The following is a 25,559-nucleotide window of genomic DNA, read 5'->3' as shown; positions in this document are numbered from 1 at the left end:
CGCACCGTCGGATTTCAATTGCGTTCCCAGCAGGTCTCCCCGACGAAACACCTGTTTCTACCCGGGGTCGGTGCGCAGCAGCTCCCACAGCCGGTCCCGCTGCATCGGCAGGTCCCGTGGGCGTACCCCCGTGGCGTCCGCGACGGCGTTCGCGAGCGCCGGGGCCACGGGGTTGTACGGCGCCTCGCTCATCGACTTGGCGCCACGCGGCCCGAGGCGGTCGTAGGTGTCGGCGAACAGGACCTCCGTCTCGGGCACGTCGGCGACCTGGGGCGCCCGGTAGTGCCGCAGGGTGCGCGTCACGACGACGCCGTCACGCACCACCATCCGCTCGGTCAGCGCCGACCCGAGCGCCTGCGCCACACCGCCCTCGATCTGCCCACGGAGCTGTTGCGGGTTGATCACCACCCCGGCGTCGGCCGCGTGCACCGACCGCAGGATCCGAACCTCCCCGGTCTCGCGATGCACCGCGACCCGGAACCCGTGCACGTTGAACGCCACGGACCGCGGCGACCCGTCGTGCGTGGCCTCCCCGAACGTCCCGGCGAGCTGAGTGCTGGACGTTCGCCCTGTCGAATCGTTCCCGGAGGGCGAATATCCCGCACTCGACAGCGTGGTGGACAGGTGGGCGGCGGCGCGGTGGACCGCCAGGGCTGCCACCACCGAGCCCGTGGAGCCGAACGCGCCCGTGTCGTAGCCCGCGGTGGCCGTGTCCGACGGGCGGACCCGCACCCGGGACACCGGCACGCCGAGCTCCGTGGCGGCGACCTGCGCGTGCACGGTGGTGGTGCCGTTGCCGAACTCGGCGGTGCCGACGTCGACCACGAAGGTGCCGTCGGCCTCCAGCGTGACCCGGGCGTGCGTGCGGTGGCCGCGCGGCGGGATGGTGGCGATCATCGCGAGGGCGACGCCGCGGCCCTCGACCCACCCGGCACCGGTCGGCGGCGTGTCGCCGGGCCGGGACAGGGCCTCCTCGACGAGGTCGAGGCACTGGTCGAGCCCGTAGGAGCCGTACTCCAGGTCGCCGTCCACGAGCTGGCCGACGACGAACGCGTCGCCCGGGCGGACCACGTTCCGCCGCCGCATCTCGAACGGGTCGACGCCGAGCCGCGCGGCCAGCTCGTCGATCGCCCCCTCGATGGCGAACTGCACCTGGCCCAGCCCGTACCCCCGGAACGCCCCGGACGACACGTTGTTCGTGTACACGGACTCGGCGTCCACGCGCTTGGCCGGCGCGCGGTACACGGCCATCGACTCGTGCACGCCGTGGAACAGGACGCCGGGGGCGTGGTTGCCGTAGGCGCCGGTGTCGGCGAGCACGTCGATCGCGAGCGCCGTCAGGGTGCCGTCCGCCGCCGCCCCGGCACGCACGGTGACCCGGAACGGGTGGCGGCACGGCACGACGGTGAACTGCTGCTCGCGCGTGAGCTCCCACTGCACGGGGTGCCCGGTGCGCAGGGCGGCGAGGGCCACGACGTCCTCGACGAGCAGCTCCTGCTTGCCGCCGAACCCGCCGCCGACGCGCCCCGCCACCACGCGGACGCGGTCCGTCGGGAGGTCCAGGAGGCGGGCGAGCTCGTCACGCACGAGGAACGGCACCTGGGTGGAGGTGCGCACGTGCAGCACGTCGCCGTCCGGCCCCGGTTCGGGCCAGGCGCGCGCCCCGTGGGTCTCCAGCGCCACGTGGTTGACCCGTTCGGTGGTCCAGGTCCCGGTCACGGTGGCGGCCGACGCCGCGAGCGCCGCCTCGACGCCGTCGTGCCCGGGTTCGGCGTACTCCTCGTGGATCTGCGCCACGACGTTCCGGCCGGCGTCCGCGACGCGGTGCTCGTGCGGCGTCCGGTCCGGGTGCAGCAGGGGCGCGCCGGGTCGCCGGGCGTCCTCGGGGTCGAAGACGGCGGGCAGCACCTCGTACTCGACGTCCACCAGGGCGAGCGCCTCGCGCGCCTGCCGCGGCGTCTCGGCGACGGCGACCGCGACGCGCTGCCCGGTGAACCGCAGCACGGGGTCGAGGATGCGCGTGTCGTCGGGGTCGTCGAGACGGTTCTCGTGCCGGGCCGTGGAGTACGGCGTGGCAGGTACGTCGTGGTGGGTGAGCACCAGGTGCACCCCGGGCGCACGCCGGGCAGCGGTCGCGTCGATGCGCGTGATCCGGGCGTGCGGGTGCGGGCTGCCGAGCACGGCCACGTGCAGCAGGCCCGGCGGCTCGGGCTCGTCCAGCGTGTACGGTTCGCGGCCGCTCACGACCCGTGTGGCGGCCGGTGCGACGACGGCGCGGCCGAACGCCTGGCCCGGCTCGGCCACCTCGGTGTTCACGCGGCCGACGAGGGCGTCCCGGATCGAGCGGTACCCCGTGCACCGGCAGAGGTTGCCCTTGAGGTGCTCGGCGAGCGCGGCGGGGCTCGGGGCGGCGGGGCTCGGGGCGGCGGGCGCGTGTCCGGTGCGTTCCTGGGCCAGCTCCGGCGTCCCCGCGACCGTGCAGACCATGCCGGCCGTGCAGAACCCGCACTGGAAGCCGGCCGCCTCGACGAAGGCGCGCTGCACGGGGTGCAGGTGCTCGTCGTCCGCGGCGGGGTCACCGCCCGGCCCGAACCGGCCCAGGCCCGCGGCGGTCACCACCTCGGCGTCCGCGGCCCGGTGCGCCGGGACCAGGCAGGACTGCACGGGGGCGCCGTCGAGCAGCACGGTGCAGGCGCCGCAGTCGCCCGCGTCGCACCCCTTCTTCACGGCGGTGGCCCCTTGCTCCCGCAGATAGGTGCGCAGGCACTGGCCGGGGCGGGGTTCGGCCGTGACGTCGGTGCCGTCGAGCCTCATGCGGCGGCCCTCGTGCGAGCCCGGGAGCGCCTCCGGGAGATGCCGTCCCGCGCAGGTGGGTTGCAGGGAGTAGACATTGTCGACGCACAGCAACGCACCTGCGCGGCGCACACCCGCCGGGGGCCGACCGCACCAGCCACGCCGGCCACACCAGCCATCCCGGCCACACCAACCACGCCGGCCACACCAGCCACACAGACCTCCGGGCGTCCGACGCCGTCTCCACGGGTGCTCATGTCGGGTCTCCCAGGTCGTCGAGCACCTCGTGCGCGAGCCGCCGGGTCATCGCCGCGCGCCATGCGCGGCTCCCGTGCGTGTCCTCGTACCAGCCACCCCCGCCGGCGAGGCCGTCCGGGACGCCCGAGTCGGTTGGGGCGGGCAGGGCGGTCGGGGCGGTCGGGGCGGCCAGGTCGATCGTGTCGATCCAGCGGTCCAGCGCCGCGTGGTCGCGGACGGCGCGGCCGAGCGGCCTGCCCACCGACCCGGTCAGGGTGATCCACGCGCCGTCCTCGCCGGCCCGGCCGGTCACCATGGCGGCCGTACGCCCGGTCGGTGTCAGCGACGCGCGCCGGACCGCCGTGCGCTGCCGGAGCACGGCCTCGGGGACCAGCACCTCGCGGAGCACCTCACCACGCGACAGCGCGACGACGCCGGCCCCGGTGACCAGGTCGGCGACGGGTACCTCGCGCGTCCCGCCGTCCGGCGTCCACACGACCGCCCGGGCCGCGAGCGCCGCGAACAGCCCCGCCATCGACCCCGCGGGCAGGCCGAGCGCCAGGTTGCCGCCCACGGTGGCGGTGCGGGCCACCTTGGCCGAGAGCGTCAGCGCCGCCACGCACGGCGCCACGATCCCGAGCGCACGGTACGGCCCGGGCACCCCGAGCCCGCCGGGCCCCGCCAGCAGCTCCTCCAGCGTGCACGTGCCGGCCACGCGCAGTCCCGACCCGTCCACCGACCAGGGCTCCCAGCCCAGGCCGGTGAGATCCACGAGCCCCGTCACCCCGGGCGGGACGGGCTCCGAGTAGAGGTAGGTACCCCCGCCCAGGAACGTCTCGCCGGGCCGCAGCACGCAGTCCGCGCGGCTCCAGGCCACGCGCACGGTGTCGACGTCGAGGTCCATGCGGTCAGCCCTCGTCGATCTCGCGCAGCAGCGCGTACCGGGCGTCGATCGCGTCGACACGGCTGCCGGCGCCGTCGAGCAGCTCGTGCACGCGGTCCGAGAGGGCGGCCACGACGCTCACGGGCGCCACCATCGAGTCGAAGGCGCCCCGCGTGGTGATGGGGCACTCGATCCACCAGGTCACGACGCCGGACAGGTGGCGCAGGCTGGAGTCGGCGAGCAGGAGCACGCGGACGCCGTCGGCCAGCAGGGACTCGACCATCTCGGCCACCCGGAAGGCGTGGCGCCGGATCGAGACCACCACGACGACGTCCTGCGGGCCCAGCCCGACGAGGTCGTCGGCCAGGGACTGGCCGGGCGCGGGCGCCAGGTGCACCCGCCCGCGCACCTGGACCAGGTTGCGCCTCAGCTGGGTGGCCGGCCCCAGGGAGCCCCGGCGGCCGACGACCACCACGTCGCCCGCCATCGCGAGCGCCGCGGCGATGTCGTCGAGCACGCCCTCGTCGAGCAGGGTGTACGCCTTCTGGAGGTTCTTGATCTCCTGCTCCAGCCGCTCGCGCAGGCCGGGCGGCGGTTCGACGGCGATCGGCAGGCCTCGCCCGCGACGGGCGCGCAGGTGGGCCCGCAGCCCCTCGAAGTCGTCGTAGCCGAGCTTGCGGAACAGGCGGCTCATCGTCGCCTTCGACACCCCGGCGAGGGTGGCGAGCTCCGTGGCGCGGTAGGTGCCGAGGTCACCGAGGTGGTCCAGGAGGGCGTCGGCGGCCCGGCGCTCCTGCGGGGACAGCTCGCGGTAGGCGCTGGCCACGCGCTCCTCCAGCGGCGTGGCGACGGACGTCATCGGGCCTCCTGGTGGGCGAGCGCGAGGACGGCCTGCGTGCAGGCGTCGAGCGCCACCTCGACGTCCGCGAGCTCGACGTGCTCGTCGGGGTGGTGGCTGATCCCGTCCCGGCAGCGCACGAACAGCATGCCGACGCCGGTCACGGCGGCCATCGCCATGCCGTCGTGACCCGCGGGGCTCCACAGGCCGGGGACCCGGGCGGACGCCGCACCGTCCGACGGCGCCCCGGGCGGTGCCGGGTCCAGGCCGGGCACGACGGCCGCGATCCCGCTGGCGACCGCCGCCGACAGGCGGCTGTCGCAGGTGGTCGACGGGGCCCGGTGGGTCTCGGTGTGCTCGAACGTCACGCGCCGCTCGCGCGCGATCTCCTGCCCGGCGGCCACGATCCGCTCCCACAGGGCGTCCCGGTCGGCGTCGGTGCGGCCGCGCAGGTCCAGGGTGAGCTCGGCCCGGCCGGGGATGACGTTGACGGCACCGGGCTGCACGTGCAGGTCGCCCACGGTGGCGAGGCAGCCGGCCGCGACCGCGAGCTCCTCGATCCGGGTGACGAGGTGCGCGGCGGCGACCAGCGCGTCCCGGCGCCGGGCGAACGGGGTACCGCCCGCGTGCCTGGCCTCGCCGGTGACGGTGAGCACGAACCGCCGCGCCCCCGCGATCGTGGTGACGTACGCGAGCGGCAGGTCCAGCGACTCCAGCACGGGACCCTGTTCGATGTGCGTCTCCAGGTACCCGACCAGGTCCTGCGGACGGCGGGCGGCGTCGCCCACGCGGCCCGGGTCCAGGCCGAACCGGGTGAAGGCCTCGCGCAGGGTCACGCCGTCGGCGTCGGTCTGCTCCCACCAGGCCGCGTCCCACTGGCCGGAGGCCGCACAGCTGCCCAGCAGCGCCTTGCCGAACCGCGTGCCCTCCTCGTCCGAGAACCCCACGACCTCCAGGGCGAACGGCAGCACCGTGTGGCGCAGCCGGTGCGCGACGGCGATGGCGAGCACCACGCCGAGCATGCCGTCGTACCGCCCGGCGTCGGGCACGGTGTCGAGGTGGGAGCCGAGCACGAGCGCGGGCTCGCCCGGGGTGGCGGGACGCTGGGGCGCGCCGGCGGCGGCGCGGCGGCCCCAGAGGTTCCCGGCGGCGTCGGTCTCGGTGTCGAGGCCGGCCTCGCGCATCCAGGCGGCGACCACCGTGTTGGCGGCGGAGTGCTCGGGCGACAGGTAGACGCGTTCCAGGGCGTCCTCCCGTGCGGAGTACCGGGTCAGGTCGTCGCACCGGTCCAGCACCCAGGCCGCGGTGCCGGTCATCGGGCGGCCTCGTACTCGGCCAGGGCCGCCGTCACCCCGCCGCCGGGCGGGGTCGCGACGCCGGCGCGGCGCAGCTCGTGCTCCAGCGCCGCCAGGGTGGTCAGGACGGCGTCGCGCCGGGCGTTGAAACCCATCGTGCCGATGCGCCAGACCACGCCGTGCAGCGGCCCGAACGAGGTGCCGATCTCGATGCCGAAGTCGTCCAGGAGGGCGCCGCGCACGGCGTCGCCGTCCACGCCGTCGGGGATGCGCACGGCCACCACGTTGTGCATCTTGTGCCCGACGTCGCCGAACACCTCCAGGCCGAGCCCCCGCACGCCCGCGAGCATCGCGGCGCCGTGCCGGGCGTGCCGGGCGACGGCGGCCGCCATGCCCTCGTCGGTCAGCACCCGGGCGCACTCGCGCGCCGCGTACAGCATCGACGTGGCCTCGGTGTGGTGGTTGAGCCGGCGCGGGCCCCAGTAGTCCATGATCTGCGCCAGGTCGAGGTAGTTCGACACGATCGGGCTGCCGTGCGGCGCCACGTCGTGGTCGGTGCGGATCCCCGCCTCGACGTGCTTGCGGCGGTCGATGGCGGCCACGGCGGCGGGCGAGAGCGTCACGGGCGCGCTGCCCGACGGCCCGCCCAGGCACTTCTGCAGCCCGGCGGTCGCGGCGTCGACACCCCACTCGTCGGTGTGGAACGGGTTGCCGCCGAGCGTGGCGGTGGCGTCCACGTACAGCAGCGCGTCGTGGTCGTGGGCGATGCGGCCCAGCTCCGCCAGCGGCTGGGCCATGGTCGTGGAGGTGTCCCCGTGCACGACGGCGACCACGCGCGGCCGCACGCGGCGCACGGCCTCCTCGATCTGACCCGGGTCGAAGACCGTGCCCCACTCCGTCTCGATCGTGTGCACCTCGGCCCCGGCGCGGGCACCGATCTCCGCGAGCAGGTGCCCGAACCGGCCGAACACCGGCACGAGCACGCGGTCGCCGGGTTCCAGCAGGGAGACGAGCGCCGCCTCGATCCCGGCCCGCGAGGTGCCGTCCACGAGGAACGTCTGCTCGTTGGCGGTGTCCCAGACGGTGCGCCACAGCGCCATGGCCTCGGTCATCGTGTCGGTCATGAAGGGGTCGAACTGCCCCACGAGCGGCGCGGCCATGGCGCGCAGCACGCGCGGGTCGGCGTCGACAGGCCCGGGTCCCATGAGCAGCCGGGCGGGTGGGTGGATCTGGGTCATGCGGGCCTCCTGACCAGCCGCCCCGGCGTGGGCCGGAGCGCGGTGACGCCGCCCCGGACCGTCCGGGCGTCGTACGGCGTGACCTTGTTCTTGTGGGCCAGGTCGGCCGCGCGGAACGTCGTGGTGGCGTCCGGGTCGTAGACGACCAGGTCCGCCGCGGCTCCCTCGGCGATCACGCCCTTCGGCCGCGGCCCCCGGTCCAGGCCCACCAGCGCGGCGGTGTGCGCGGTGGTCCAGCGGGAGACGTCGGCCAGCGGCACGCCCCGGCGCCGGGCGGCGTCGGCCAGGACGAGGAAGCCGGGCTGGAGCCCCGCCACGCCGCCCCACGCGGCCTGGAGGTCCGCCTCGCCCGGGGCCGCGCCCCGGTACTTCTCCTCGGCCGTCGCCGGCGAGTGGTCGCTGACCACGCAGTCCAGGATCCCCTCGCGCAGCCCGTCCCACAGGGCGTCCTGGTTGCCGCGGTCGCGGATCGGCGGGCAGCACTTGTACGCGGAGTCGCCGTCGGGCACGTCCTCCGCGGCGAGCGTCAGGTAGTGGTGGCACGTCTCCGCCGTCACGGGCAGGCCCTCCGCCTTGGCCTCGGCCAGCAGGTCGAGCACCTTCGCCGAGGACACGTGCAGCACGTGCGTGCGCGTGCCGGTCTCCCGGACGGCGTCGAGCAGCGTACGGACGGCGGCGGTCTCGGCCTCGTCCGGACGGGACAGCAGGAAGTCCGCGTAGGCGCGCGACGGCGCGTGCGGCGCCGCGGCGAGCACCGCCGGGTCCTCGGCGTGCACCACCAGCAGGCCGCCGAACCAGGCGATCCGGCCCATCGCGTCGAGCAGCTCCTGCGGCCCGAGCGGCGGGAACTCCGGCACCCCCGAGTCGGCGAGGAAGCACTTGAACCCCAGCACGCCGGCGTCCCACAGCGGCTCCAGGTGGTCGGCGTTGCCGGGTACCGCACCGCCCCAGAACGCGACGTCGCAGTGCAGCTCGCCCCGGGCGCGGACGGCCTCCGCGGCGGCACGCTTGATCTCCAGCGCCTCGACCGTGGTGGTGGCGGGGATCGAGTTGAGCGGCATGTCCACGATGGTGGTGACGCCGCCGAGGCGCGCGGCGCGGGTGGCGGAGGCGAAGCCCTCCCACGCGGTGCGGCCCGGCTCGTTGACGTGCACGTGCGTGTCCACCACGCCGGGCAGCAGCACCCGGTCGCCCAGCACGACCACCTCGGGCGGGGGCTCCGGGGTGCCGCCGAGCACCTCGCCGCCCAGCAGGTCGTCGGCGGGGCGCAGCACGGCGTCCGGGTCGGACGTGCCCCACCACACCTGGTCGATCCGGTCGCCCTCGATCCGCAGCACGGCCGGGCGCAGCTCGCCCTCGACCAGGACCTGCTCCGAGGCGACCACCACGCTCCCGCTCACAGCAGCCCCCCGACGCTCGACCACGCGGGGTGCTCCCCGTCGTCCTGCGACCGCTGCACCGTGGCCTCGATCAGCCCGTACGGCCGGTCCGCGGCGAAGAACACCTCGCCCGGGTTGTCCAGGCCGAACGGCTCCAGGTCCACGAGGAAGTGGTGGTTGTTGGGGCAGGACAGCCGGATCTCGGCGATGTCCGGGTAGGCCTCCAGCACGGCCCGGCCCATGGCGAACACCGTCTGCTGCAGGGCCAGGGAGTGCACCCGGGCGAAGGTCTCCAGCAGGATCGAGCGCACCGCCGCGAACCGCTCGTCGTACTGCGCGGGCGTGGCGGTGCCGGTGAACGAGGGCGCGTAGCGCCACCAGGCCGTGACGTCGGTCGCGAGGATCCGGTCGTCGGCCTCGGGCAGCGTGGTGTAGCGGTCGCGCGGGAAGCCGGAGAACTCCGAGCCCGTGGACTTGAGCACCGTCGCGTCCCGCAGCCCGGCCAGCACGGTCAGGCCGTCGGGGTCGGCGTGCACGAGCGCCGTGCGCCGCTCGGCCCCGCCCCGCACGAACGCGTGGTCGTGCCCGTCGGGGCCGTCCGCGATCCGCTCCCAGCCGTGCTGCTCGGCGAGCCAGCGCCCGCCGGTCACCTGCGGCTCCGCCAGGAAGTGCCGCGCCAGCCGCAGCAGGAACGTCTCGGGCGAGCCCACGCCGTCGCGCGCGAACGCGTACATCGTGTTCTTCTGCGTGTCCGTGGCGATGACGCCGGTGTTGTCGCCGGACTCGTGCGTGGCCCGGAAGTCGCCGCGGAGCTGGGCGGTGAGGGTCAGGTCGGTGAGGCGGTGCCGCGCCGTGTCACGGTCCACCCGGACCAGCCGCACCTCCGCCTTGCCGTACTGGTTGGGCCCCAGGACTATCGACATTCAGCTCCCTCGGTAGGTGGTGTAGGCGAACGGGCTCAGCAGCAGGGCCACGTGGGTGTGGTCGGGCCCGAGCAGGACGTCGAGCACCACCTGTCCGAAGAACGTCTCCCGGCCTTGTGCCGCGAACCAGTCGCCGGCGGCGAAGGTCAGGACGTGCCGGCCCGGGGCGACCTCGCCCCAGGCGATGCGGCCGTCGGCGTCGGTGACGGCGTGGCGGGCGGCGGGCGGTGCGCCGTCGTCCGCGGGGGCACCGGGCCCCGACGCCGGGAGGAGCGTCACCGCGAGGCCGGCGGCAGGCAGACCCCGGGCGGCGTCGAGCACGTGGGACGAGGCTGTCGTCATCGGTCCGCCCCGTCCGGCTCGGCCGCAGGGTCCGGCTCGTCCGGCTCGACGAGCGCCTCCAGCCGCAGCAGCGCGATCTGGCGGAGCTGCTCGGCGGTCACGAGCGCCTCGGTGGCGGGGTCGTTGGTCAGGCGCTCGGTCAGCTGGGCGAGGATCTCCTCGGCGGTGCGCCCGGCGGCCCGGACGAGGAAGATCCGGCCGAACCGCTCCTCGTAGGCCACGTTGCCCGCGGCGATCCGCGCGGCCGTGGCCTCGGCCGCGGTGGGCTGCTCGCCCCGGGACAGGCGCGCCTCGACGCTGTCGCCCGTGGCCCGCTCCCCGATCCGCGGGTGGTGCGCGAGGGCGGCGTCCACGTCGTCGCCGGTCCAGTCGGCGGCGGCCCGCATCGCGTGCAGCAGCAGGGAGTCACGGCAGCGGTAGGGCCGGCCGGCCACGACGTCGTCCACCCACGCGCCGATGTCGGCGCACGGGCGGACTGCCGACGCCGCCTCGGCGGTCGGCAGGGCGTTGAAGGTCGCGAGGTCCACGGGACAAACCTAGTTTCAATCTGTCCCCGGTGATGAGACGCGCGTTTCAGCGAGGTAAATCTTCGCTCGCCCGTGGACCTCGCGGCTCAGCTCACCGGACGTCCCGCGGCAGCGTCTCCGTGCTGCCCGGCTGCTCGACGGTCCGGGCCCGCGCGGGCCAGACCGCGATGAGCAGGCCGGCCAGCGCGCTCAGGCCGTGCAGCCAGTTGTCGGCGGTGTTGATGTTGAGGAAGTTGATCTCCGGGTTGCCGACGGCGAACAGGCCGTAGACGAAGGCCGCGCCGTACCCGACCAGGAGGAGCCAGCCGAAGGTGCGGGCGCCGCCCGAGGTGCCCCAGAGGCTGATGCCCAGGAGCCCGATGACCAGGTGCACGATGTTGTGCAGCGGGTTGATCGCGAAGCCCAGCAGCGTCTGGCCGTGGTCGTGCTCGACGAAGCCGCTGAAGCCGGTCACGAGGAATCCCGCGATGCCGACCAGCAGGTAGACCACGCCGATCACGAGGGCGAGCCACTGGTGGGTACCGCGGGCCTGTCGAGAAGCGGTGGAGTGGGTCATGATCCTTCTCCCGTCCGGTGCTGTCCCCTCCACCGTCGCGCCGGACGGCGCCACTCGCACACCGGCGCCCCCGGGTGCGGCGGGCTATCCCGCCAGCCGTGCCGCCAGGTGCAGCAGCGACCGGTCGGAACCCGCCGGGCCCACGAGGCACGCGCCGGCCGGGAGACCGCCCGCCGTCGCCACGGGCACCGACACCGCAGGCAGGCCACCGATCCCCGCGACGCAGGTCAGCAGCATCGTGGCCGCGCGGGCCGCCTCGGCCTCCTGCGGCCGGGGCGCGACCGACGCCGCCGACGGCAGCACCAGCACCCGCTCCCCCAGCCGCTCCCGGATCAGCTCCCGGGCGCGCGCGACGTCGGCCCGGGCCGCGGCGGCCTCGTCCGCCCCCACGGACCGTGCCCGCTCGAACCGGGCCCTGACCGCGGGCCCGAGGGTGTCCATCCGGTCGGCGAGCCACGCACCGTGCACGACCCACGCCTCCGCCGCCTGAAGGGTCTGGAACGCGGCGAGCCAGCCGGGCTCGGGCGCCCAGTCGACGGCCACGGCCCCGGCGTCCGCGGCGCGCTGCCCGACGGCGTCGCGCACCTCGGGCGCGGCGAGCCCGAGCAGGGCGTCGCTCGTCACGAGCGCGGCCGGACCGGGCAGCGGGGCCGCGTCGTCGGGCAGCAGCACCTGGCCCACCCGCGTCAGCGTGCCGGCGTCGCGGGCGAGCCAGCCCACCGTGTCGAAGGTGGGCGCGAGCGGCAGCAGGCCGCCGTCGGCCACGGCGCCGTGCGTCGGCCGGACGCCCCACAGCCCTTGGTAGGCGGCCGGGACGCGCACCGAGCCGCCCGTGTCGGTGCCGAGCGCCACGCTCGCCTCGCCGGCCGCGACCGCCGTCGCGGGGCCCGACGTCGAGCCACCGCTGATCCGGCCCGGCGCGCGCGGGTTGGGCGGCGTCCCGTAGTGCGCGTTGGCGCCGGTCAGCGAGTACGCGAACTCCTCGGTGCGGGCGATGCCGGCCAGCGCCGCCCCGGCGTCCAGGAGCCGGCCCACGGCGTCGGCGTGCCGCTCCTGGACCGGGGCGGCCGCGAGCCACGCGGGGTTCCCGGCACCGATCCGCTGCCCGGCGACGGCGAACAGGTCCTTGACCGCGACGGTCTCGCCGTCGAGCAGGCCGGGGCCGGTGGGGCGGACCAGCGGCCCGGGCTCGGGGCGGACGCGCCACACGCGGGGATCGAGGGTCATGCGCACATGCTGCCAGGCCGCCGACGCCGCGGGCGCCGCGCCTACTCCGGGAAGTCCGCCTTGCGGATCCGCGCGTGGACGCCCTTGACCACGTCGACCACCTGCGAGATGTCGAAGTCCGTCGCCGCGGACAGGTACGCGTAGGCGTGCGCCGGCGACATCCCGTACCGCACGCCCAGCAGCGCGATCGCGGCGCGCACGCAGTTCTGCACCGCCACGTCGAGGTCGGCGTCCAGCCCCGTGGGGACCAGGTGGTCGGCGGTCTCGGCGAGCGGTCCCGCCAGGTCCCCGAAGGCGGCGACGGCGTCGGACGCCGGGATCAGGTCGAACGCGAGCCGCACCCGCAGCGAGGCCTCGAACGCCGTGAGCGCCACCTCGCCGTCGCCCTGCGCGAAGTGCGGGTCGCCCACGTAGGCGAGCGCGCCCGCGACCTGCACCGGCAGGTACAGCGTGGACCCGGCACCCAGCAGGTTGATGTCGAGGTTGCCACCGAACGGCCCGGGCGGCACCGAGTGCGGCCGCTCGTCCCCGGCCGCGGCCACGCCCATGATGCCGAGGAACGGGTGCAGGTCGAAGCCCACCCGGGCCGCGGAGCCCTCCGCGAGCGGGATCGAGCCGCGCCCGGCGCCGTCGGCCCACGTGTCCACCTGCGCGAAGACGCTCACGACGTCGACCCCGCCGGCCGGGAGCTCGTCCGGCAGACAACCGCGGCCGTGCCGGTTGGAGATCACGCCGTACGGCACCCGCGGCTCCGTGGCCAGCACCCGGATCGCCAGCAGGTCGCCCGGCCGGGCACCGCGCACCTCGACCGGCCCGGTCACCACGTGGCCGCCGTGCGCACCGGGCACCCCGGGCAGGCCCGGGGTGCGGTCGCCGAGCCGGGAGCGGCGGGCCGTGGCCAGCTCGACGGCGTCGGCCAGCACGGCGTCCTCGGGCACGCCGCGCTCCGCGAAGTACGCGAGCGGATCCCCGCCCTGGTCCTCCAGGACACCCTCGTGGGACAGGGTGTCGACCACCACCTGCTGGCCGGGGTCCACCGCGAGCACGGCGGTGTCGGCGGCGCAGGGCAGGCGGCCCCAGTACGCCGTCTCCACGGAGGTGGGCAGGTAGGCGGCCCGGTCGGTGAGGGCGGTGCCGGGCTGGAGGATGGTCTGCTGGTGCACGGGGCGACTGTAGCCGCCTCGCCCGGGCGGGAGGTCGGACCGGCTCGTCAGGCCGGCGGGGCGAGCAGCGCCCGGGCCGCCTCGCGCGCGGTGACGAACGCGTCGGGCTGCGCCCGGGTCGTGTGCGCGACCATCGCCCCCTCGTAGAGCAGGTGCACCTGGGCGCCGAGGCGCTCCGCGCCGGGATGGCCGGCCTGCCGCAGCAGGTCGGTGAGCACGCCGAGCATGTACTGCTTGTCGGCGAGGACCACTGCGTTGCCCGGGTGGTCGATGCCGCCGATCTCGGCGTGCGCGTTGACGAACGCGCAACCCCGCGCGTTGTCCTGCGCCCACTCCTCGGAGATCTCCAGCGCGGCGAGCACCTGTTCCGCGCCCGGCCGGGCCCCGGCAGCGACCCGCGCGGCGAGGCGCTCGCCGAACCACGCGTTCCACCGTTCCCGGCGCCGGGTGAGATAGGCGGCCACCAGCTCGTCCTTGGAGCCGAACCGGTCGTAGAGCGTCTTCTTGGTGACCCCGGCCTCGTCCGCGATGAGGTCCACGCCGACGCCGCGGATGCCGCGCTCGTAGAACAGCCGGCTCGCGGTGACGAGGATCCGCTCGCCCGCGGCCGTGTGCGGGTTGGGGCTGCGTCGTGGCATCGGGGCCTCCCTCGTCGTCCTGCCCGGGCGTCGGTCGGTGCACTGCGAGTATACCGACCTGTGTGGTTACCTGGATCGTATGAGACAGAGCCTCCTGCACCGCCTCGCCCCTGGCCTGCTCGTCGTGCTGTGGAGCTCCGGGTTCGTGGGCGCCACCTTCGCCGCCCCGACGGCGCCCGCCACCACCACCCTCCTGTGGCGCTACGTCGTCGCGGCACCGCTCATGGTGGCGGTGGTGCTGGTCCTGCGGCGCCGGTACGGGATCCGCTACCTGCGCCGCGAGGCCGCGCTGGGCCTCCTCGGCCAGGCCGGGTACCTGTACGGCGTGTTCCGTGCCGTCGAGGAGGGGCTACCCGCCGGCACCGCCGCCCTGCTCGCGTCCCTGCAGCCCGCGCTGGTCGCCGTCGTCCTGGCCGGGCTGCAGCGCGGCTCGGGGTCCGGGCCCGCCGGCGGGCGCCGCCAGGCGGTGGGCCTCGCCGTCGGGTTCGTGGGCGTCGCGCTGGCCGTCGGGCCGGGCTCCGTGGCCGGGACCGGTGCGGCGGGGGCCCTCTGGGCGCTCGGCGGCATGCTGTCGCTCTCGACCGCGACGCTGCTCGGCAGCCTGTGGCCGGCACCCGGTCCGCCGCGGGAGAGACGGTACGACGTGCTCGACTCGCTGACCGTGCAGAGCACGGCCGCCCTCGCGGCGTTCACCGTGGTGGCCTTCGCCGGCGGGCAGGCTGCACCGCCCGCCGACCCGGTCTTCTGGCTCGCAGTCGCCTGGCTCGTGTGCCTGGCGTTCCTGGGCGGCTACGGCATGTACCTCTACGTGCAGCGCACGCGGGGTCCGGTCGCGGTGAGCACGTGGCTGTACCTCACCCCGGCGGTGTCGGCCGCGTGGGCCTGGGCCATGTTCGGCGAGGAGCTGCCGCTGCTCACGGTGGCGGGGTTCGCCGTCAGCCTGGCCGGCGTGCTGCTGACCCGGCCGGCACGGCAGGCGCCGGAGGAGCCGGCAGACGAGGTGCGCCGCCCGCCGGCCGCCGCTACCGCCCGCCCCAGCGCGCCAGATGGTGCCACACCTTCTTGAGGTCCTGGGGGTCGTGCTCGCCGGCCCGCACGGCCTCGCCCACCACGCGGGCGTCCAGGCGGCCGTCGGTTGTGTGACCGGCGGCCACCTTGCGCGCCACCTCCACGATCGCCGGGCCCCGGAACTCCGGGCGGCGGGCCAGCTCGTCCACGTGCAGCCGGAACCCGTGGTGCCACTCGACGGCGACGCCCAGCCGGCCGGCTGCCTCCGCGACCGGGGTGTCCCGGTAGCAGGGGTCCAGCACCAGCGCCTCGACGTCGTCGGCCAGCGTGACCGGGCCGTGCACCTGGGCCTCGACGTAGTCGTCGAGCACGTCGTGCGTGCCGAGCGCGGTGTCGGCGTCCGCCAGTGCCACCAGCGGGGCCGGGTCGCTCGCGGCGAAGTGCTCGGGGTCGAAGACGGAGTCCGGGTAGCAGAACGTGGTGCGCTCCAGCACGTGCGGGCGCAGCCGCAGGTGGGCCGACCCGAAGCGAACCGCGCCGCCCGCGGCCCGGTCCCGGTGGTTCAGCGCGCCGTAGCGTGGGCGCTCGTGCGGCGGCGCGGCATCGTACCGGCCGTCGAACATGCGCTGCTCCCAGCGCCACCGGTCGCCGCCCTCGTGGGCCGTGAGACCGCCGTTGCTGGTGCCGGTCTCGAACTGGGAGCGCCAGACGCCGTCGTGCGCGAGCCGCTCGACGAGGGTCTCGCTCCCGTCGGCGACCAGCCGGTCGGGGTGAAAGTTGATCGTGACCAGCCAGTTCATGGCCTGAGAGTAACCCGGGCAGGCACGTGCGGACCGCAGGAAAAAGGTCCGCCCCGACCGGACGGCCGGGGCGGACCTGTTGGTCAGGACGGTGTCAGTCCTGGACCTCGAGCATCCGGCGCCGCGCGCGGATCATCGCCGCGCCCGCGGCCGTGAGGCCGAGCGCCACCGCGGCGGCACCCGCGGCCTGGGCTCCGGTCTCGGCCAGCGCACCCGGCGCCTGGGCCTCGCCGTCGGCGCCGATGGGCGCCAGCGGGTCGATCCCGCTGCCGGATCCGGTGCCGTCGCCGTTGCCGATCGGGACGATGCCGGAACCGTCGTCCGAGCCCGCGCCCGAGCCGTCGTCCGAACCGCCGTCACCGGAACCGTCGTCGCCACCGCCGTCCCCGGGGTTCTCGCCCCCCGGGTTGTTCGCGTAGGAGGGGCTCTCCAGCAGGTCGTCGACGACGCCGTCCGGGCCGCCCACGCCACCGATCACACCCGGCACGTCACCGCTGCCGAGGTTCTCGCCGATCGAGCCCACGTCGTCGATGATCTCGGCGGGCAGGTTGTCGGTCACGCCCTGCTCGGGTCCGTCGGCACCGAGCACGTCGTCGACGGCGCCGTCCTCCCCCGCCACCGCGGTGAGCGCGCCGGTGACGCCACCCACGACGTCCTCGACCGGACCGCCCGCGTTCGGCGCGGCGTCGCTCGTGACGGCCGGCGTCGTGGCCTCGCCGCTGCCGCCACCCGTGACGCCCTTGACCACGTCGTCGACCGCGCCGTCCTTGCCGGCCACCGAGTCCACCACGCCGGTCACGCCCTGGACGGTGTCGTCGACGGCGCCGTCCTCCTTGGTGACCTGGCCGACGGTGTCCGTCACCTGGGTCAGCGTGGTGTCCACCACGCCGTCCTCACCGACCACCGCGTCGACGGTGTCCGTGAGGAGCCCGCCGAGGCCGCCCTGTGACTGCTCGACCTTCGGCGACGTCTCGTCGGCCGCGGCCGCGGACATCGTGCCCGCGACCAGCAGGCCGCCCGCGACGATCGCAGACGGCAGCGCCCGGCTCACGAACTTCCTCTTCATGTGTCCCCCTGTATCTGGTAGTTCTGAAATCTGGCGCTCTCCTCGACGCAGATTCCGATCCACAGTGACGGAAATGTCGGGTGAATTCAAGGATATCGGGTATGTTTCCCCCATGATCGTGCCAGGCTCAGGGGCAGCCCCGCAGATCCACCCGCTCGACCCGAACGATCCGCAGGAGCTGGGCGGTTACCAGCTTCTCGGCCGCATCGGCGCGGGCGGAATGGGAGTGGTCTACCTCGCAGAAACCCGTACCGGACGAAAGCTCGCCGTCAAGGCCATCCTCAAGGAGTACGTGCAGGACCCGGAGTTCCGCACCCGGTTCCGCCGGGAGGCCGCCGCGGCGATGAAGGTGCGCGGCCGGTTCCTCGCCACCCTGATCGACGCCGATCCGGACGGCGACCAGCCCTGGCTCGCGGTCGAGTACGTCGAGGGCCCGTCGCTGTCCGCCGTCGTCCAGGCGAACGGTCCCCTGCCCGAGGCCGACGTGCGGCGCGTGCTCGCCGGCGTGGCCGAGGCCCTGCGGTCCGTGCACCAGGCCGGCATCGTGCACCGCGACCTCAAGCCGTCGAACATCCTGATCGGCCAGGACGGGCCGTTTGTCATCGACTTCGGCATCGCCCAGGCGTCGGACTCGACGTCGCTCACGCGCACCGGGCTCAAGGTCGGCACGCCGTCGTTCATGGCGCCCGAGCAGGTGCGCGGGAGCGTGTCCTCACCGGCCGCGGACATCTGGGCGCTGGGCGCCGTCGCGCTCTACGCCGCGACCGGGCAGCGCGCCTTCGGCGAGGGCGACACCACCGTCGTCTACTACCGCGTGGTGCACGAGGACCCGGACCTCAGCACCTGCCCCGCCTGGCTCCTGCCGCTGGTCCAGGCCTGCCTCGCGAAGGACCCCGAGGAGCGGCCCGGCGTGCAGGAGGTGCTCGACTTCGTCAACGAGATCCCCGCCGGGTTCCGCGCGGCGACCACCAAGATCACGGCGGGCCCCGACGTCGTACCTCTCGACGACGACGCGACCACCCTGCGCGACGACGACGCGACCGTGCTCAAGGCCGAGGTCGCGGAGCCCGCCCCGGAGCCCACGCCGGAGCCGGGGGCATCCCGCCGCCGGCTGCTGTCCCGGCCCATCACCTGGATCGCCGCGGCGGCCGGTGTGCTGGTGGTCGGGGCGGGAGCCACGGCGCTCGCCCTCGGCTGGCCCTCGGGCGTCCCGGAGGGCGGCCCGACGACGGCGTCCGCGCCGGCGTCGGCCTCCCCCTCGGCGTCGGCCGTGATCGACGAGTGCCTGGTGGGCACCTGGCGGCTGGACGAGCTGACCGCCCAGGTCCGGCTCGGCGAGGACACGGTCGAGGCCACGGGCTTCGAGGGCCGGGTCACGGAGTTCCAGCCGGACGGGACGGAGCTGGTGCACTACGACGACGCCGAGCCGCTGCGCGCCCCGACCTCGGCGGGCGAGTACACGGAGACGTGGACCGGTACGGCCACCTACCCGATCCGGACCGAGGGAGACGTCCTGACGACCACGGGGGTCGACCACAGCGACGTCACGGTGGTCAAGGCGATCGGTGACGAGAGCCGCGAGTACCAGCCGAGCGGCGGCACCCCGCAGCTCGACTACACCTGCGACGACACGACCTACACGGAGAGTGCCACGGGCTACGAGGCCACCTACACCCGCCTCGACTGACCCGAGCCCGTTGAGTGCTGGATGTTCGCCCTTCCTCGCGTGCCAGAAGGGCGAATATCCAGCACTCAGCGGTTACCGGGTCAGGAGGGCGTGCGTTCCGCGCGGTTGACCGCCGACACGATGGCCTTCAGCGACGACAGCGTGATCGACGGGTCGATGCCCACGCCCCACAGGACGTCGTCGCCCACCGCGCACTCGACGTAGGCCGCCGCGCTGGCGTCGCCGCCCTCGGACAGGGCGTGCTCCGTGTAGTCCAGCACCCGTACGTCCACGCCCACCTGCGCGATCGCATTGACGAAGGCGTCGATGGGGCCGTTGCCCGAACCGGTCAGAGTCAGTTCCTGACCACGGTCGGTCACGTCCACCTCGAGGGTGTCCTGCTCGCCCTCGGCCGACACGGCACGGGTGCCGCGCAGCGTGAGCCGCCCCCAGTGCTCCAGGCCGGACTCCGCACCGTCCTCGACCGGCAGGTACTCGTCGGTGAAGATGCGCCAGATGTCCTCGCCGGTCACCTCGGTGCCCTGCTCGTCGGTCACCTTCTGCACGGCGTGCGAGAACTCGATCTGCAGCCGACGCGGCAGGTCCAGGTTGTGCTCGCTCTTGAGCAGGTAGGACACGCCGCCCTTGCCGGACTGCGAGTTCACGCGGATCACGGCCTCGTAGGACCGCCCCACGTCGCGCGGGTCGATCGGCAGGTACGGCACGCCCCAGTCCAGGTCGTCGACACCGACGCCGGCGGCCTCGGCGCGCCCCGCCATGTGCTCGAAGCCCTTCTTGATGGCGTCCTGGTGCGAACCCGAGAACGCCGTGAACACCAGGTCGCCCACGTAGGGGTGCCGCTCGTGGACCGGCATCTGGTTGCAGTGCTCGACCGTGCGGCGGATGCCGTCGATGTCGCTGAAGTCGATCTGCGGGTCGATGCCCTGCGAGAACAGGTTCATGCCCAGGGTCACCAGGTCGACGTTGCCCGTGCGCTCACCGTTGCCGAACAGGCAGCCCTCGATGCGGTCCGCGCCGGCCAGGTAGCCCAGCTCGGCGGCGGCCACGGCCGTGCCCCGGTCGTTGTGCGGGTGCAGCGACAGGATCACGTTCTCACGATGGGCGAGGTGCCGGCTCATCCACTCGATGGAGTCCGCGTACACGTTGGGCGTGGCCATCTCGACGGTCGCGGGCAGGTTGATGATGACCTTGCGCTCCGGCGTCGGCTCGAAGACCTCGATGACCTCGTTGCAGATGCGGACGGCGAACTCCAGCTCGGTGCCCGTGTAGGACTCCGGGGAGTACTCGTAGTAGATCCGCGTGCCGGGGACGGTCTCCTCCAGCTTGCGGCACAGCTTGGCGCCGTCGAGCGCGATGTCCACGATGCCGTCCTGGTCGGAGCGGAAGACCACCTCCCGCTGCAGCACCGACGTCGAGTTGTACAGGTGCACGATCGCCTGCTTGGCGCCGGCGATGGCCTCGTAGGTGCGCTCGATCAGGTGGGCGCGCGACTGGGTCAGCACCTGGATCACCACGTCGTCGGGGATCCGGTTCTCGTCGATGAGCTTGCGCACGAAGTCGTAGTCGGTCTGGCTCGCAGACGGGAAGCCGACCTCGATCTCCTTGTAGCCCATCTGCACCAGCAGCTCGAACATGCGCAGCTTGCGCTCCGCGTCCATCGGCTCGATGAGGGCCTGGTTGCCGTCCCGCAGGTCGACGGCGCACCAGCGCGGCGCCTTCTCGATGCGCTTGGCGGGCCAGGTGCGGTCCGGGAGGTCGACGCGGATCTGCTCGTGGAACGGGCGGTACTTCTGGATCGGCATACCCGACGTCTGCTGCGGGTTGTCCTCGATGATCCCGCCTGCAGTGCCGTGCACCGCGGTCTCGTGAACTCCGCCGGGGGTGGTGGCGGTGATGCTGTTCTCCATCATGTGTCCTTCGCTCGGTGAGGTTGGCCGGCACACCAAGCCTCCGCGACGAGGGACCGGCCTGTCTAGGCCTCGTCGCGGCAGCGAAGGAGAAGGATCACCGTGAGACGCACGCCGTCACTCTACCCCCGTCGGCCGCCGTCCCCGCCACCCGGCCCACGATCCGGACCCCCGCCCCACGACGCCGCCGAGACCTGGTGGTGCCGCCGAGACCCGGTGCGTACGACCAGGTCTCGGCGGCACCACCAGGTCTCGGCGGGCTCGGGGCGGAGTCAGCGGCGGGTGCGCAGGGCCGCGTCGACCTGCGGGTCGCCCAGGGCGCCCAGCCAGTCCAGCAGCGCCGGGTAGGTCGACGGGTTGGCCGCGACCTGCGGGCGCAGGTGCGGCGCCTCCTGCACGATCTTCGCCAGGTCCGCGAGCGGCGTCGCCGGGTCGAGCGCCACCGCGGCGGTCCACCGGCCACCCACCGGCGGCATGACGGCGGTGTGCCCGGCCCGCGCGCCCTGGTCCGCCTCGGGCCGCTGCGGCTGGCCGACGGACACCGGGCGCGTCACGTGCTCCTGCCCGTCGTCGCCGGCAGTCACGGCCTGCTGGCCCGTCACCGGGCGGATCCGCGCCGTCTGCTGACCAGAGGCCACGCGCTGGACGCGCGCCCCGGGCTGCGCCGCGGCCGGCTGACCGGACACCTCGCCCGGGCGCACCGGCGGCATGGTCGCGGTCTCGCCCACCGAGGCCGCGGGGGCGCCCGCCGCCGGGAGGTCCTCGACGGTGCGCATCGCACTGAGGGGCACCTCGCCCGACGCCGGCGCGGCGTCGGCCTCGGCGGTTCCCGGAGCGGCGGCCTGTACGCCGGCCGCCTGGGCGGGCGGCGTGGCGCGCTGGGCCGCGGCGGCACCGGCGACGGTGCGCACGGCACCGGTCGAGGTGACCCGGCGCGGCTCGGCCGGACGGCGCAGCTCGGGGGCGGCCCGCACGGGCTCCTCCGGCAGCGTGGCCGGCGGCGCCTTGTCGCCCTTGGGCTGCTGCGGCGCCCACACGTACGCCTGGCTGCGGTCGACGTCCGCCGCCCCGCCGATGCCGACCGTCTGGAAGTGCTCGCGCACCGCCTTCGGCACCATCAGGGCCGACGCCGCGACGATCGGCAGGCCGAGCGCCATGAGCAGGTCGCCGAGGTTCACGCCCAGGCTCGCCCCGGACGTCGCGATGACGACCACGAGCCCGAGCACGCCCGCCACGCAGGCCGCGCCGACGGCGGGCACGTGACCCGTGCCGGGGTCGCGGCTCAGGGACCGGCGCGCGAACCACGCGATGGCCGCCACGACCACGCCGAGCACCAGGCGCACCACCAGCGTCACGCCGGCGCCCGACCCGATGAAGCCGGGGTCGATGAGCTGCACCAGCGCCGCGAGGGCGCTGCACGCCGCGAGCAGCACGATGACGTCGAACGCGCGGATCGCCACCCGCACCCAGACGCCGGCGGCCCGCTCGGTGCTGAGGTCCTCCTCGGCCTCCGGGTCGCGGCGCACGGCGGGCGTACCCGCGATGGCGGCGGCGAGCGGCAGGAGCACGAGGCCGAACCGGCTCGGGTCCGTGACGCCGGGGCGCATGGACTCCAGGCCGGTCAGCGCGTCGCCCGAGGTGAACACGAACAGCAGCGCCAGCACGAACCCGGCGGCCACCAGCACCAGCCGGGAGGGACGGTCGTGCCGCACGGTGCCGCCCACCAGGAGCCAGGCGAGGCCCAGCACCAGGACCAGCCAGACGGGTGCCAGCAGGCGGTCACCCAGGGTGGCGCCGTCGGCCAGCTCGGCGAACAGCGTCGACGCGACGGCGCCCGCGGCGATCAGCACGCCGACACCCGCCAGGCCGAACCGCCAGCCGCGCAGCACCGCGCCGTCCTGCTCGACCGGGCCGAGCTCGCTGTCGCGCGGTGTGGCCGCGAGCGCCGCACCGGCCAGCGCGAGGCCCAGCCCGGTGCCGACGCCGGTGCCGGAGCTGACGTCGAAGACGAGGTGCAGCAGGCCGATCACGGCCAGCGGGAGCCCGGCGAGCAGGCGTGCCCGGCGGGTCGAGTGCACGGTCCAGGTCACGGGCAGCACGGCGAGGCGGGCCAGGTAGGGCAGGCTCAGCGAGGCGAGGGACAGCGCGACGGCGAGCACCACCTCGACGCGGTCGGCGGACCGGTCCTCGAGGTTCCACGGCAGCGCGAGCGACACGAGCAGGGCGATCGCGGCGATGGCGTCGCGCACGTAGTCGGCCACGGCGATGTTGTCGAAGGCGCCGGCGCCGGCGGGGCTCGCGGAGGCCGCGTCGGGCGATCCCTCGACGCCGGCCTCGGGCGAGAGCACCGCGACGTGCTCGTGGCCGAGGCGTTCGGTCGGTGCCCCGTTCGCGTCGGGTGCGGCGTCCGCCGAAGTTCTCTCGTCACGCTCGGAGGCGTGCTGGTCCATCATCCGTTCACTCCTCGATAACGCCGCTGGTCGAGACTGGGGAGGTGTGGCTGGCGGCGCGGGGTCCCCGATGTTTGTACCCGCTGGGTGCAGGCCCTGTCAGGCCGAACCGCGGCGAGTCCGGTCACACCTGCATTTCTGCGCACGTCCCTCACATTCACCCGTGCGCAGGACGTCACCGTCGGCGGCAGCCGATACGTCGAGGTCACAGGAGAACGCAGTGGACCCTTCTGCCGTACCGGCACCCCGCACCTGCGACGTCTGGCTGGTCCCGGTCCGACGTCGTGAGGCCTGGACGCGCCTGCTGACCGTACCGGATCGGGAGCACCTCGTGGGCCTGGACGAGCAGGCTGTGGACGTGCACCTGACGTCGCGTGCCGCCCAGCGGCTGATCCTGGCGCGGTATCTCCGGGTGCCGCCCGACGAGATCGTCGTGGACCGGGTCTGCGAACGCTGCGGTGACCCGCAGCACGGCCGCCCCTCCGTTCCCGGGGCGAGGCTGGAGTACTCGGTCTCGCACACGCGGTCGTGGGTGCTGGTGGCGGTCGTGGGCGACGGCCGGGTGGGCGCGGACCTGGACGCCCGCCCGGCGGACCACGACCTGGAGGACCTGGCGGCCGCCGCCCTGACGCCCGCGGAGCGCCGTGCGTGGCGCCGGCTGCCGGCGCGGGAGCGCGCGGACGCGCTCCTGGCGTCGTGGACGCGCAAGGAGGCGACGGCCAAGCTGACGGGCCACGGGCTGGCGATCCCGCTGCGCGACCTGGACGTGTCCGGCCCGCGCCCGACGCTGCTGACCAGCGACCCGTCGGCGCGGCTGCCCTACCCGCGCCCCTACCTGACGCACGTGCCCGCCCCGGCGGGGCACAGCGCGGCGCTGGCGACGACGACGCACGTGGACCAGGTGCGTCAGCTCCGCCTCCCGGATGCCCTGCCGGAGGTCGTGGCCCACCGCCTCCACGGTGCCGCGGCGGCGCCGGCTCGCTCCTGAGCCCCGTTAGCCGGAGGGTCAGATGCCGAGCTGGTAGACGCCCCAGTAGGCCAGGGTGACCAGGAGCGCGGCCGCACCGAGCACGGTGAGCCAGAACCCGGTGCGGACGACGACGGCGCCGCCGCGCGGGGTCTCGTGGACCGAGAGGCGGCCCGGCGTGTCGGCCGCCACCGCGGTGACCAGCCGGCCCCGCAGGTCCCGGAGCCGGTTGACCAGGAGCGCCGCCGCGACCACCGTCGCGATGCCGAGCAGGCGCACGCCGATCCATCCGCCCTGGACCACCAGCGCGTCCTTCTCGTAGTCGAGGGCGAGCCGGGCGACGGCGGCGAGGTAGGCGACCAGGCCGACGGTGGTGGCCGCAGCGCCGGCGCCGAGCCCCGTCAGCGGCCCGCGCAGGCCGGCGGCGAGGCGAGCACCCGGGCGACCCGGGCGACGTCGGGCGGCACGGCCCGCGAGGGCGGCCCCGCCCAGGAGCAGGGGGCCGACCACGAGCAGCCCGCCGGCGGTGACCACCACCCCGACGAGCCAGTCGCCGTCGCCGTACCAGTGGGGCTGCGGCACGGCGGACGCGAGGTAGAGCTGCTCGGGCTGGGCGCCGGCGACCTGCGGCGGCGCGGACGCCGTCCCCGGCAGGCCGAGCACCCAGTCCGCGAGGTCGGCCGCGAAGTCCGGGTGCAGCACCAGGCCGTCGGGCGTCTCGACGTTGATGCCGTGGTTGGCGTGCGCGTAGAACCGCACGGTCACGTCGGGGGCGTCGGCCATGAGCTCCCGGGCGCCCTGCTCGAACGGCATCGAGGCGTCCTTGGTGCCGTACACGGCGAGGATCGGGTCCTCCTGCTCCGTGAGCCACGGCCGCACGTCGAAGTCCGCGTACTCGAACCCGCCGCCCGGCAGCCGCATGCCGACGGCGCGCGGGATGGCGCGGAACACGCCGGCCGGCACGTCGGTGTTGCGCAGGTAGTTGTCGACGGCGTAGGCGGCCTGCTGCCGGGGCGGCACCACGGGCGCGGAGACGAGGATCTGGAACGCGAGCCGGGGGTCGTCGACCATCATCACCGGCGACACCCAGGCCCCCTCCGACTCGGCGTACAGCCCCACGCGGTCGGGGTCGACGCCGGGCACGTCGCGCAGGTAGGCCACCGACCGCGCGTAGTCGCGGGCCATGGCCTCGTAGTCGCGGTGCCGCGTCGTGTAGGTGTCGAGCCGCTTGTCGGGCACCAGCGTCGTGATCCCCGCGCTGGCCAGCGCGGTCGCGGCCAGCGTGAACGCGTCGGCGGCCTTGCCGGTGCCCGCGCCGTGCACGAACACGATGCCCGGGCGCCCGTCCGGTGCCCCGACGGGTTCGCGCAGCAGCCCGCCCACCTCGATCCCGGGGGCGAGCGCGACGACGACGGGCGACTCCCGCACCTCGTAGTCCCCCGGCTCGCCGGCGTCGGCCGAGGCGCCGCCGATCGCCGTCGACGTCGTGGCCGGCTGCAGGTGCTCCGTCACGGGCTGCGGCTCCCAGGCGGGGCCCGCGACGGCACCGGTCACGGCGAGCACGACGAGGAACGCGGCGGAGGTGGCGACGGTCCGGAAGAACACCTTCGGATGTTACGCCCGGCGGGCCGGTGG

21 protein-coding genes are annotated in these 25,559 nt (G+C 75.0%); 3 read left to right on the top strand and 18 right to left on the bottom strand.

The window, feature by feature from the left end:
* Positions 1–57 precede the first annotated feature (57 nt).
* The 13 genes from ACO229_RS01815 to ACO229_RS01755 form a co-directional block, all read right to left on the bottom strand.
* On the bottom strand, positions 58–2,814 hold the full coding sequence (locus tag ACO229_RS01815; RefSeq protein ID WP_423463535.1) for a molybdopterin-dependent oxidoreductase: 2,757 nt from the start codon (positions 2,812–2,814) through the stop codon (positions 58–60).
* Between the two features lie 232 nt (positions 2,815–3,046).
* Positions 3,047–3,934, bottom strand: a complete 888-nt coding sequence (locus tag ACO229_RS01810; RefSeq protein WP_423463534.1) for an FAD binding domain-containing protein — start codon at positions 3,932–3,934, stop codon at positions 3,047–3,049.
* A 4-nt stretch (positions 3,935–3,938) separates the two neighbouring features.
* Positions 3,939–4,772, bottom strand: coding sequence for a MurR/RpiR family transcriptional regulator (locus ACO229_RS01805; protein ID WP_423463533.1), 834 nt, complete (start codon positions 4,770–4,772; stop codon positions 3,939–3,941).
* Complete coding sequence (locus ACO229_RS01800) at positions 4,769–6,067, bottom strand: Zn-dependent hydrolase (RefSeq protein WP_423463532.1); 1,299 nt, start codon at positions 6,065–6,067, stop codon at positions 4,769–4,771. Before ACO229_RS01800 ends, ACO229_RS01805 begins: the two co-directional genes overlap by 4 nt.
* Positions 6,064–7,284, bottom strand: a complete 1,221-nt coding sequence (locus ACO229_RS01795; RefSeq protein ID WP_423463531.1) for a pyridoxal-phosphate-dependent aminotransferase family protein — start codon at positions 7,282–7,284, stop codon at positions 6,064–6,066. Before ACO229_RS01795 ends, ACO229_RS01800 begins: the two co-directional genes overlap by 4 nt.
* Positions 7,281–8,684: an allantoinase AllB gene (allB, locus tag ACO229_RS01790; protein WP_397430993.1), complete on the bottom strand. Its 1,404-nt coding sequence runs from the start codon at positions 8,682–8,684 to the stop codon at positions 7,281–7,283. Before allB ends, ACO229_RS01795 begins: the two co-directional genes overlap by 4 nt.
* Positions 8,681–9,586, bottom strand: a complete 906-nt coding sequence (pucL, locus tag ACO229_RS01785) for a factor-independent urate hydroxylase (protein ID WP_423463530.1) — start codon at positions 9,584–9,586, stop codon at positions 8,681–8,683. Before pucL ends, allB begins: the two co-directional genes overlap by 4 nt.
* Entirely contained in the window at positions 9,587–9,928 is a 342-nt protein-coding gene (locus ACO229_RS01780) for a hydroxyisourate hydrolase (RefSeq protein WP_423463529.1), read from the bottom strand. It abuts the gene before it with no gap.
* A complete protein-coding gene (gene uraD / locus ACO229_RS01775; protein WP_423463528.1) occupies positions 9,925–10,455 on the bottom strand; it encodes a 2-oxo-4-hydroxy-4-carboxy-5-ureidoimidazoline decarboxylase in 531 nt (176 codons plus the stop codon). Before uraD ends, ACO229_RS01780 begins: the two co-directional genes overlap by 4 nt.
* A 91-nt stretch (positions 10,456–10,546) precedes the next feature.
* Positions 10,547–11,011: a DUF4383 domain-containing protein gene (locus ACO229_RS01770; protein ID WP_423463527.1), complete on the bottom strand. Its 465-nt coding sequence runs from the start codon at positions 11,009–11,011 to the stop codon at positions 10,547–10,549.
* A gap of 84 nt (positions 11,012–11,095) precedes the next feature.
* Positions 11,096–12,238, bottom strand: a complete 1,143-nt coding sequence (locus tag ACO229_RS01765) for an amidase family protein (RefSeq protein ID WP_423463526.1) — start codon at positions 12,236–12,238, stop codon at positions 11,096–11,098.
* Positions 12,239–12,279: 41 nt separating this feature from the next.
* Positions 12,280–13,401, bottom strand: coding sequence for an acetamidase/formamidase family protein (locus tag ACO229_RS01760; RefSeq protein ID WP_423463525.1), 1,122 nt, complete (start codon positions 13,399–13,401; stop codon positions 12,280–12,282).
* Between the two features lie 47 nt (positions 13,402–13,448).
* A complete protein-coding gene (locus ACO229_RS01755) occupies positions 13,449–14,039 on the bottom strand; it encodes a TetR/AcrR family transcriptional regulator (protein ID WP_423463524.1) in 591 nt (196 codons plus the stop codon).
* A gap of 79 nt (positions 14,040–14,118) precedes the next feature.
* Here ACO229_RS01755 and ACO229_RS01750 point away from each other — a divergent pair, with 79 nt between their 5' ends.
* Positions 14,119–15,105 carry a DMT family transporter gene (locus ACO229_RS01750; protein ID WP_423463523.1) on the top strand — a complete coding sequence of 329 codons (987 nt, stop codon included), beginning with the start codon at positions 14,119–14,121 and terminating at the stop codon, positions 15,103–15,105.
* On the opposite strand, the gene ACO229_RS01745 is transcribed toward ACO229_RS01750, so the two are convergent.
* Together ACO229_RS01745 and ACO229_RS01740 are read right to left on the bottom strand one after the other, a co-directional pair.
* Positions 15,062–15,847, bottom strand: a complete 786-nt coding sequence (locus ACO229_RS01745; protein ID WP_423463522.1) for a DUF3626 domain-containing protein — start codon at positions 15,845–15,847, stop codon at positions 15,062–15,064. The genes ACO229_RS01750 and ACO229_RS01745 overlap by 44 nt on opposite strands.
* Before the next feature lie 94 nt (positions 15,848–15,941).
* A complete protein-coding gene (locus tag ACO229_RS01740; RefSeq protein ID WP_423463521.1) occupies positions 15,942–16,913 on the bottom strand; it encodes a hypothetical protein in 972 nt (323 codons plus the stop codon).
* Positions 16,914–17,025: 112 nt separating this feature from the next.
* On the opposite strand from ACO229_RS01740, the gene ACO229_RS01735 reads away from it, so the two are divergent.
* Positions 17,026–18,600, top strand: a complete 1,575-nt coding sequence (locus ACO229_RS01735) for a serine/threonine-protein kinase (RefSeq protein ID WP_423463520.1) — start codon at positions 17,026–17,028, stop codon at positions 18,598–18,600.
* Positions 18,601–18,680: 80 nt separating this feature from the next.
* On the opposite strand, the gene leuA is transcribed toward ACO229_RS01735, so the two are convergent.
* Complete coding sequence (leuA, locus tag ACO229_RS01730) at positions 18,681–20,510, bottom strand: 2-isopropylmalate synthase (RefSeq protein ID WP_423463519.1); 1,830 nt, start codon at positions 20,508–20,510, stop codon at positions 18,681–18,683.
* A 269-nt stretch (positions 20,511–20,779) separates the two neighbouring features.
* Positions 20,780–22,960 (bottom strand): hypothetical protein, encoded by a 2,181-nt coding sequence (locus ACO229_RS01725; protein WP_423463518.1) that lies wholly within the window; start codon positions 22,958–22,960, stop codon positions 20,780–20,782.
* 217 nt (positions 22,961–23,177) lie between these two features.
* Between ACO229_RS01725 and ACO229_RS01720 the strand changes: the two genes are divergently transcribed.
* Positions 23,178–23,945, top strand: a complete 768-nt coding sequence (locus tag ACO229_RS01720; protein ID WP_397431010.1) for a 4'-phosphopantetheinyl transferase family protein — start codon at positions 23,178–23,180, stop codon at positions 23,943–23,945.
* An 18-nt stretch (positions 23,946–23,963) separates the two neighbouring features.
* On the opposite strand, the gene ACO229_RS01715 is transcribed toward ACO229_RS01720, so the two are convergent.
* Complete coding sequence (locus ACO229_RS01715) at positions 23,964–25,529, bottom strand: alpha/beta hydrolase family protein (protein WP_423463517.1); 1,566 nt, start codon at positions 25,527–25,529, stop codon at positions 23,964–23,966.
* Between the last annotated feature and the right edge of the window lie 30 nt (positions 25,530–25,559).

It is taken from the genome of Promicromonospora sp. MS192 (genome assembly GCF_049532985.1).
Taxonomy (GTDB): Bacteria; Actinomycetota; Actinomycetes; order Actinomycetales; family Cellulomonadaceae; genus Promicromonospora.
The sequence above is the reverse complement of the archived record's forward strand: the minus strand, read 5'-3'. Positions and strand labels throughout refer to the sequence as shown.

Bases quoted from the DNA above. Each gene is read 5' to 3' on its own strand.
- ACO229_RS01815 (WP_423463535.1), bottom strand. From the start codon at position 2,814: ATGAGGCTCGACGGCACCGACGTCACGGCCGAACCCCGCCCCGGCCAG.
- ACO229_RS01810 (WP_423463534.1), bottom strand. From the start codon at position 3,934: ATGGACCTCGACGTCGACACCGTGCGCGTGGCCTGGAGCCGCGCGGAC.
- ACO229_RS01805 (WP_423463533.1), bottom strand. From the start codon at position 4,772: ATGACGTCCGTCGCCACGCCGCTGGAGGAGCGCGTGGCCAGCGCCTAC.
- ACO229_RS01800 (WP_423463532.1), bottom strand. From the start codon at position 6,067: ATGACCGGCACCGCGGCCTGGGTGCTGGACCGGTGCGACGACCTGACC.
- ACO229_RS01795 (WP_423463531.1), bottom strand. From the start codon at position 7,284: ATGACCCAGATCCACCCACCCGCCCGGCTGCTCATGGGACCCGGGCCT.
- pucL (WP_423463530.1), bottom strand. From the start codon at position 9,586: ATGTCGATAGTCCTGGGGCCCAACCAGTACGGCAAGGCGGAGGTGCGG.
- ACO229_RS01780 (WP_423463529.1), bottom strand. From the start codon at position 9,928: ATGACGACAGCCTCGTCCCACGTGCTCGACGCCGCCCGGGGTCTGCCT.
- ACO229_RS01770 (WP_423463527.1), bottom strand. From the start codon at position 11,011: ATGACCCACTCCACCGCTTCTCGACAGGCCCGCGGTACCCACCAGTGG.
- ACO229_RS01765 (WP_423463526.1), bottom strand. From the start codon at position 12,238: ATGACCCTCGATCCCCGCGTGTGGCGCGTCCGCCCCGAGCCCGGGCCG.
- ACO229_RS01755 (WP_423463524.1), bottom strand. From the start codon at position 14,039: ATGCCACGACGCAGCCCCAACCCGCACACGGCCGCGGGCGAGCGGATC.
- ACO229_RS01750 (WP_423463523.1), top strand. From the start codon at position 14,119: ATGAGACAGAGCCTCCTGCACCGCCTCGCCCCTGGCCTGCTCGTCGTG.
- ACO229_RS01745 (WP_423463522.1), bottom strand. From the start codon at position 15,847: ATGAACTGGCTGGTCACGATCAACTTTCACCCCGACCGGCTGGTCGCC.
- ACO229_RS01740 (WP_423463521.1), bottom strand. From the start codon at position 16,913: ATGAAGAGGAAGTTCGTGAGCCGGGCGCTGCCGTCTGCGATCGTCGCG.
- ACO229_RS01735 (WP_423463520.1), top strand. From the start codon at position 17,026: ATGATCGTGCCAGGCTCAGGGGCAGCCCCGCAGATCCACCCGCTCGAC.
- leuA (WP_423463519.1), bottom strand. From the start codon at position 20,510: ATGATGGAGAACAGCATCACCGCCACCACCCCCGGCGGAGTTCACGAG.
- ACO229_RS01725 (WP_423463518.1), bottom strand. From the start codon at position 22,960: ATGATGGACCAGCACGCCTCCGAGCGTGACGAGAGAACTTCGGCGGAC.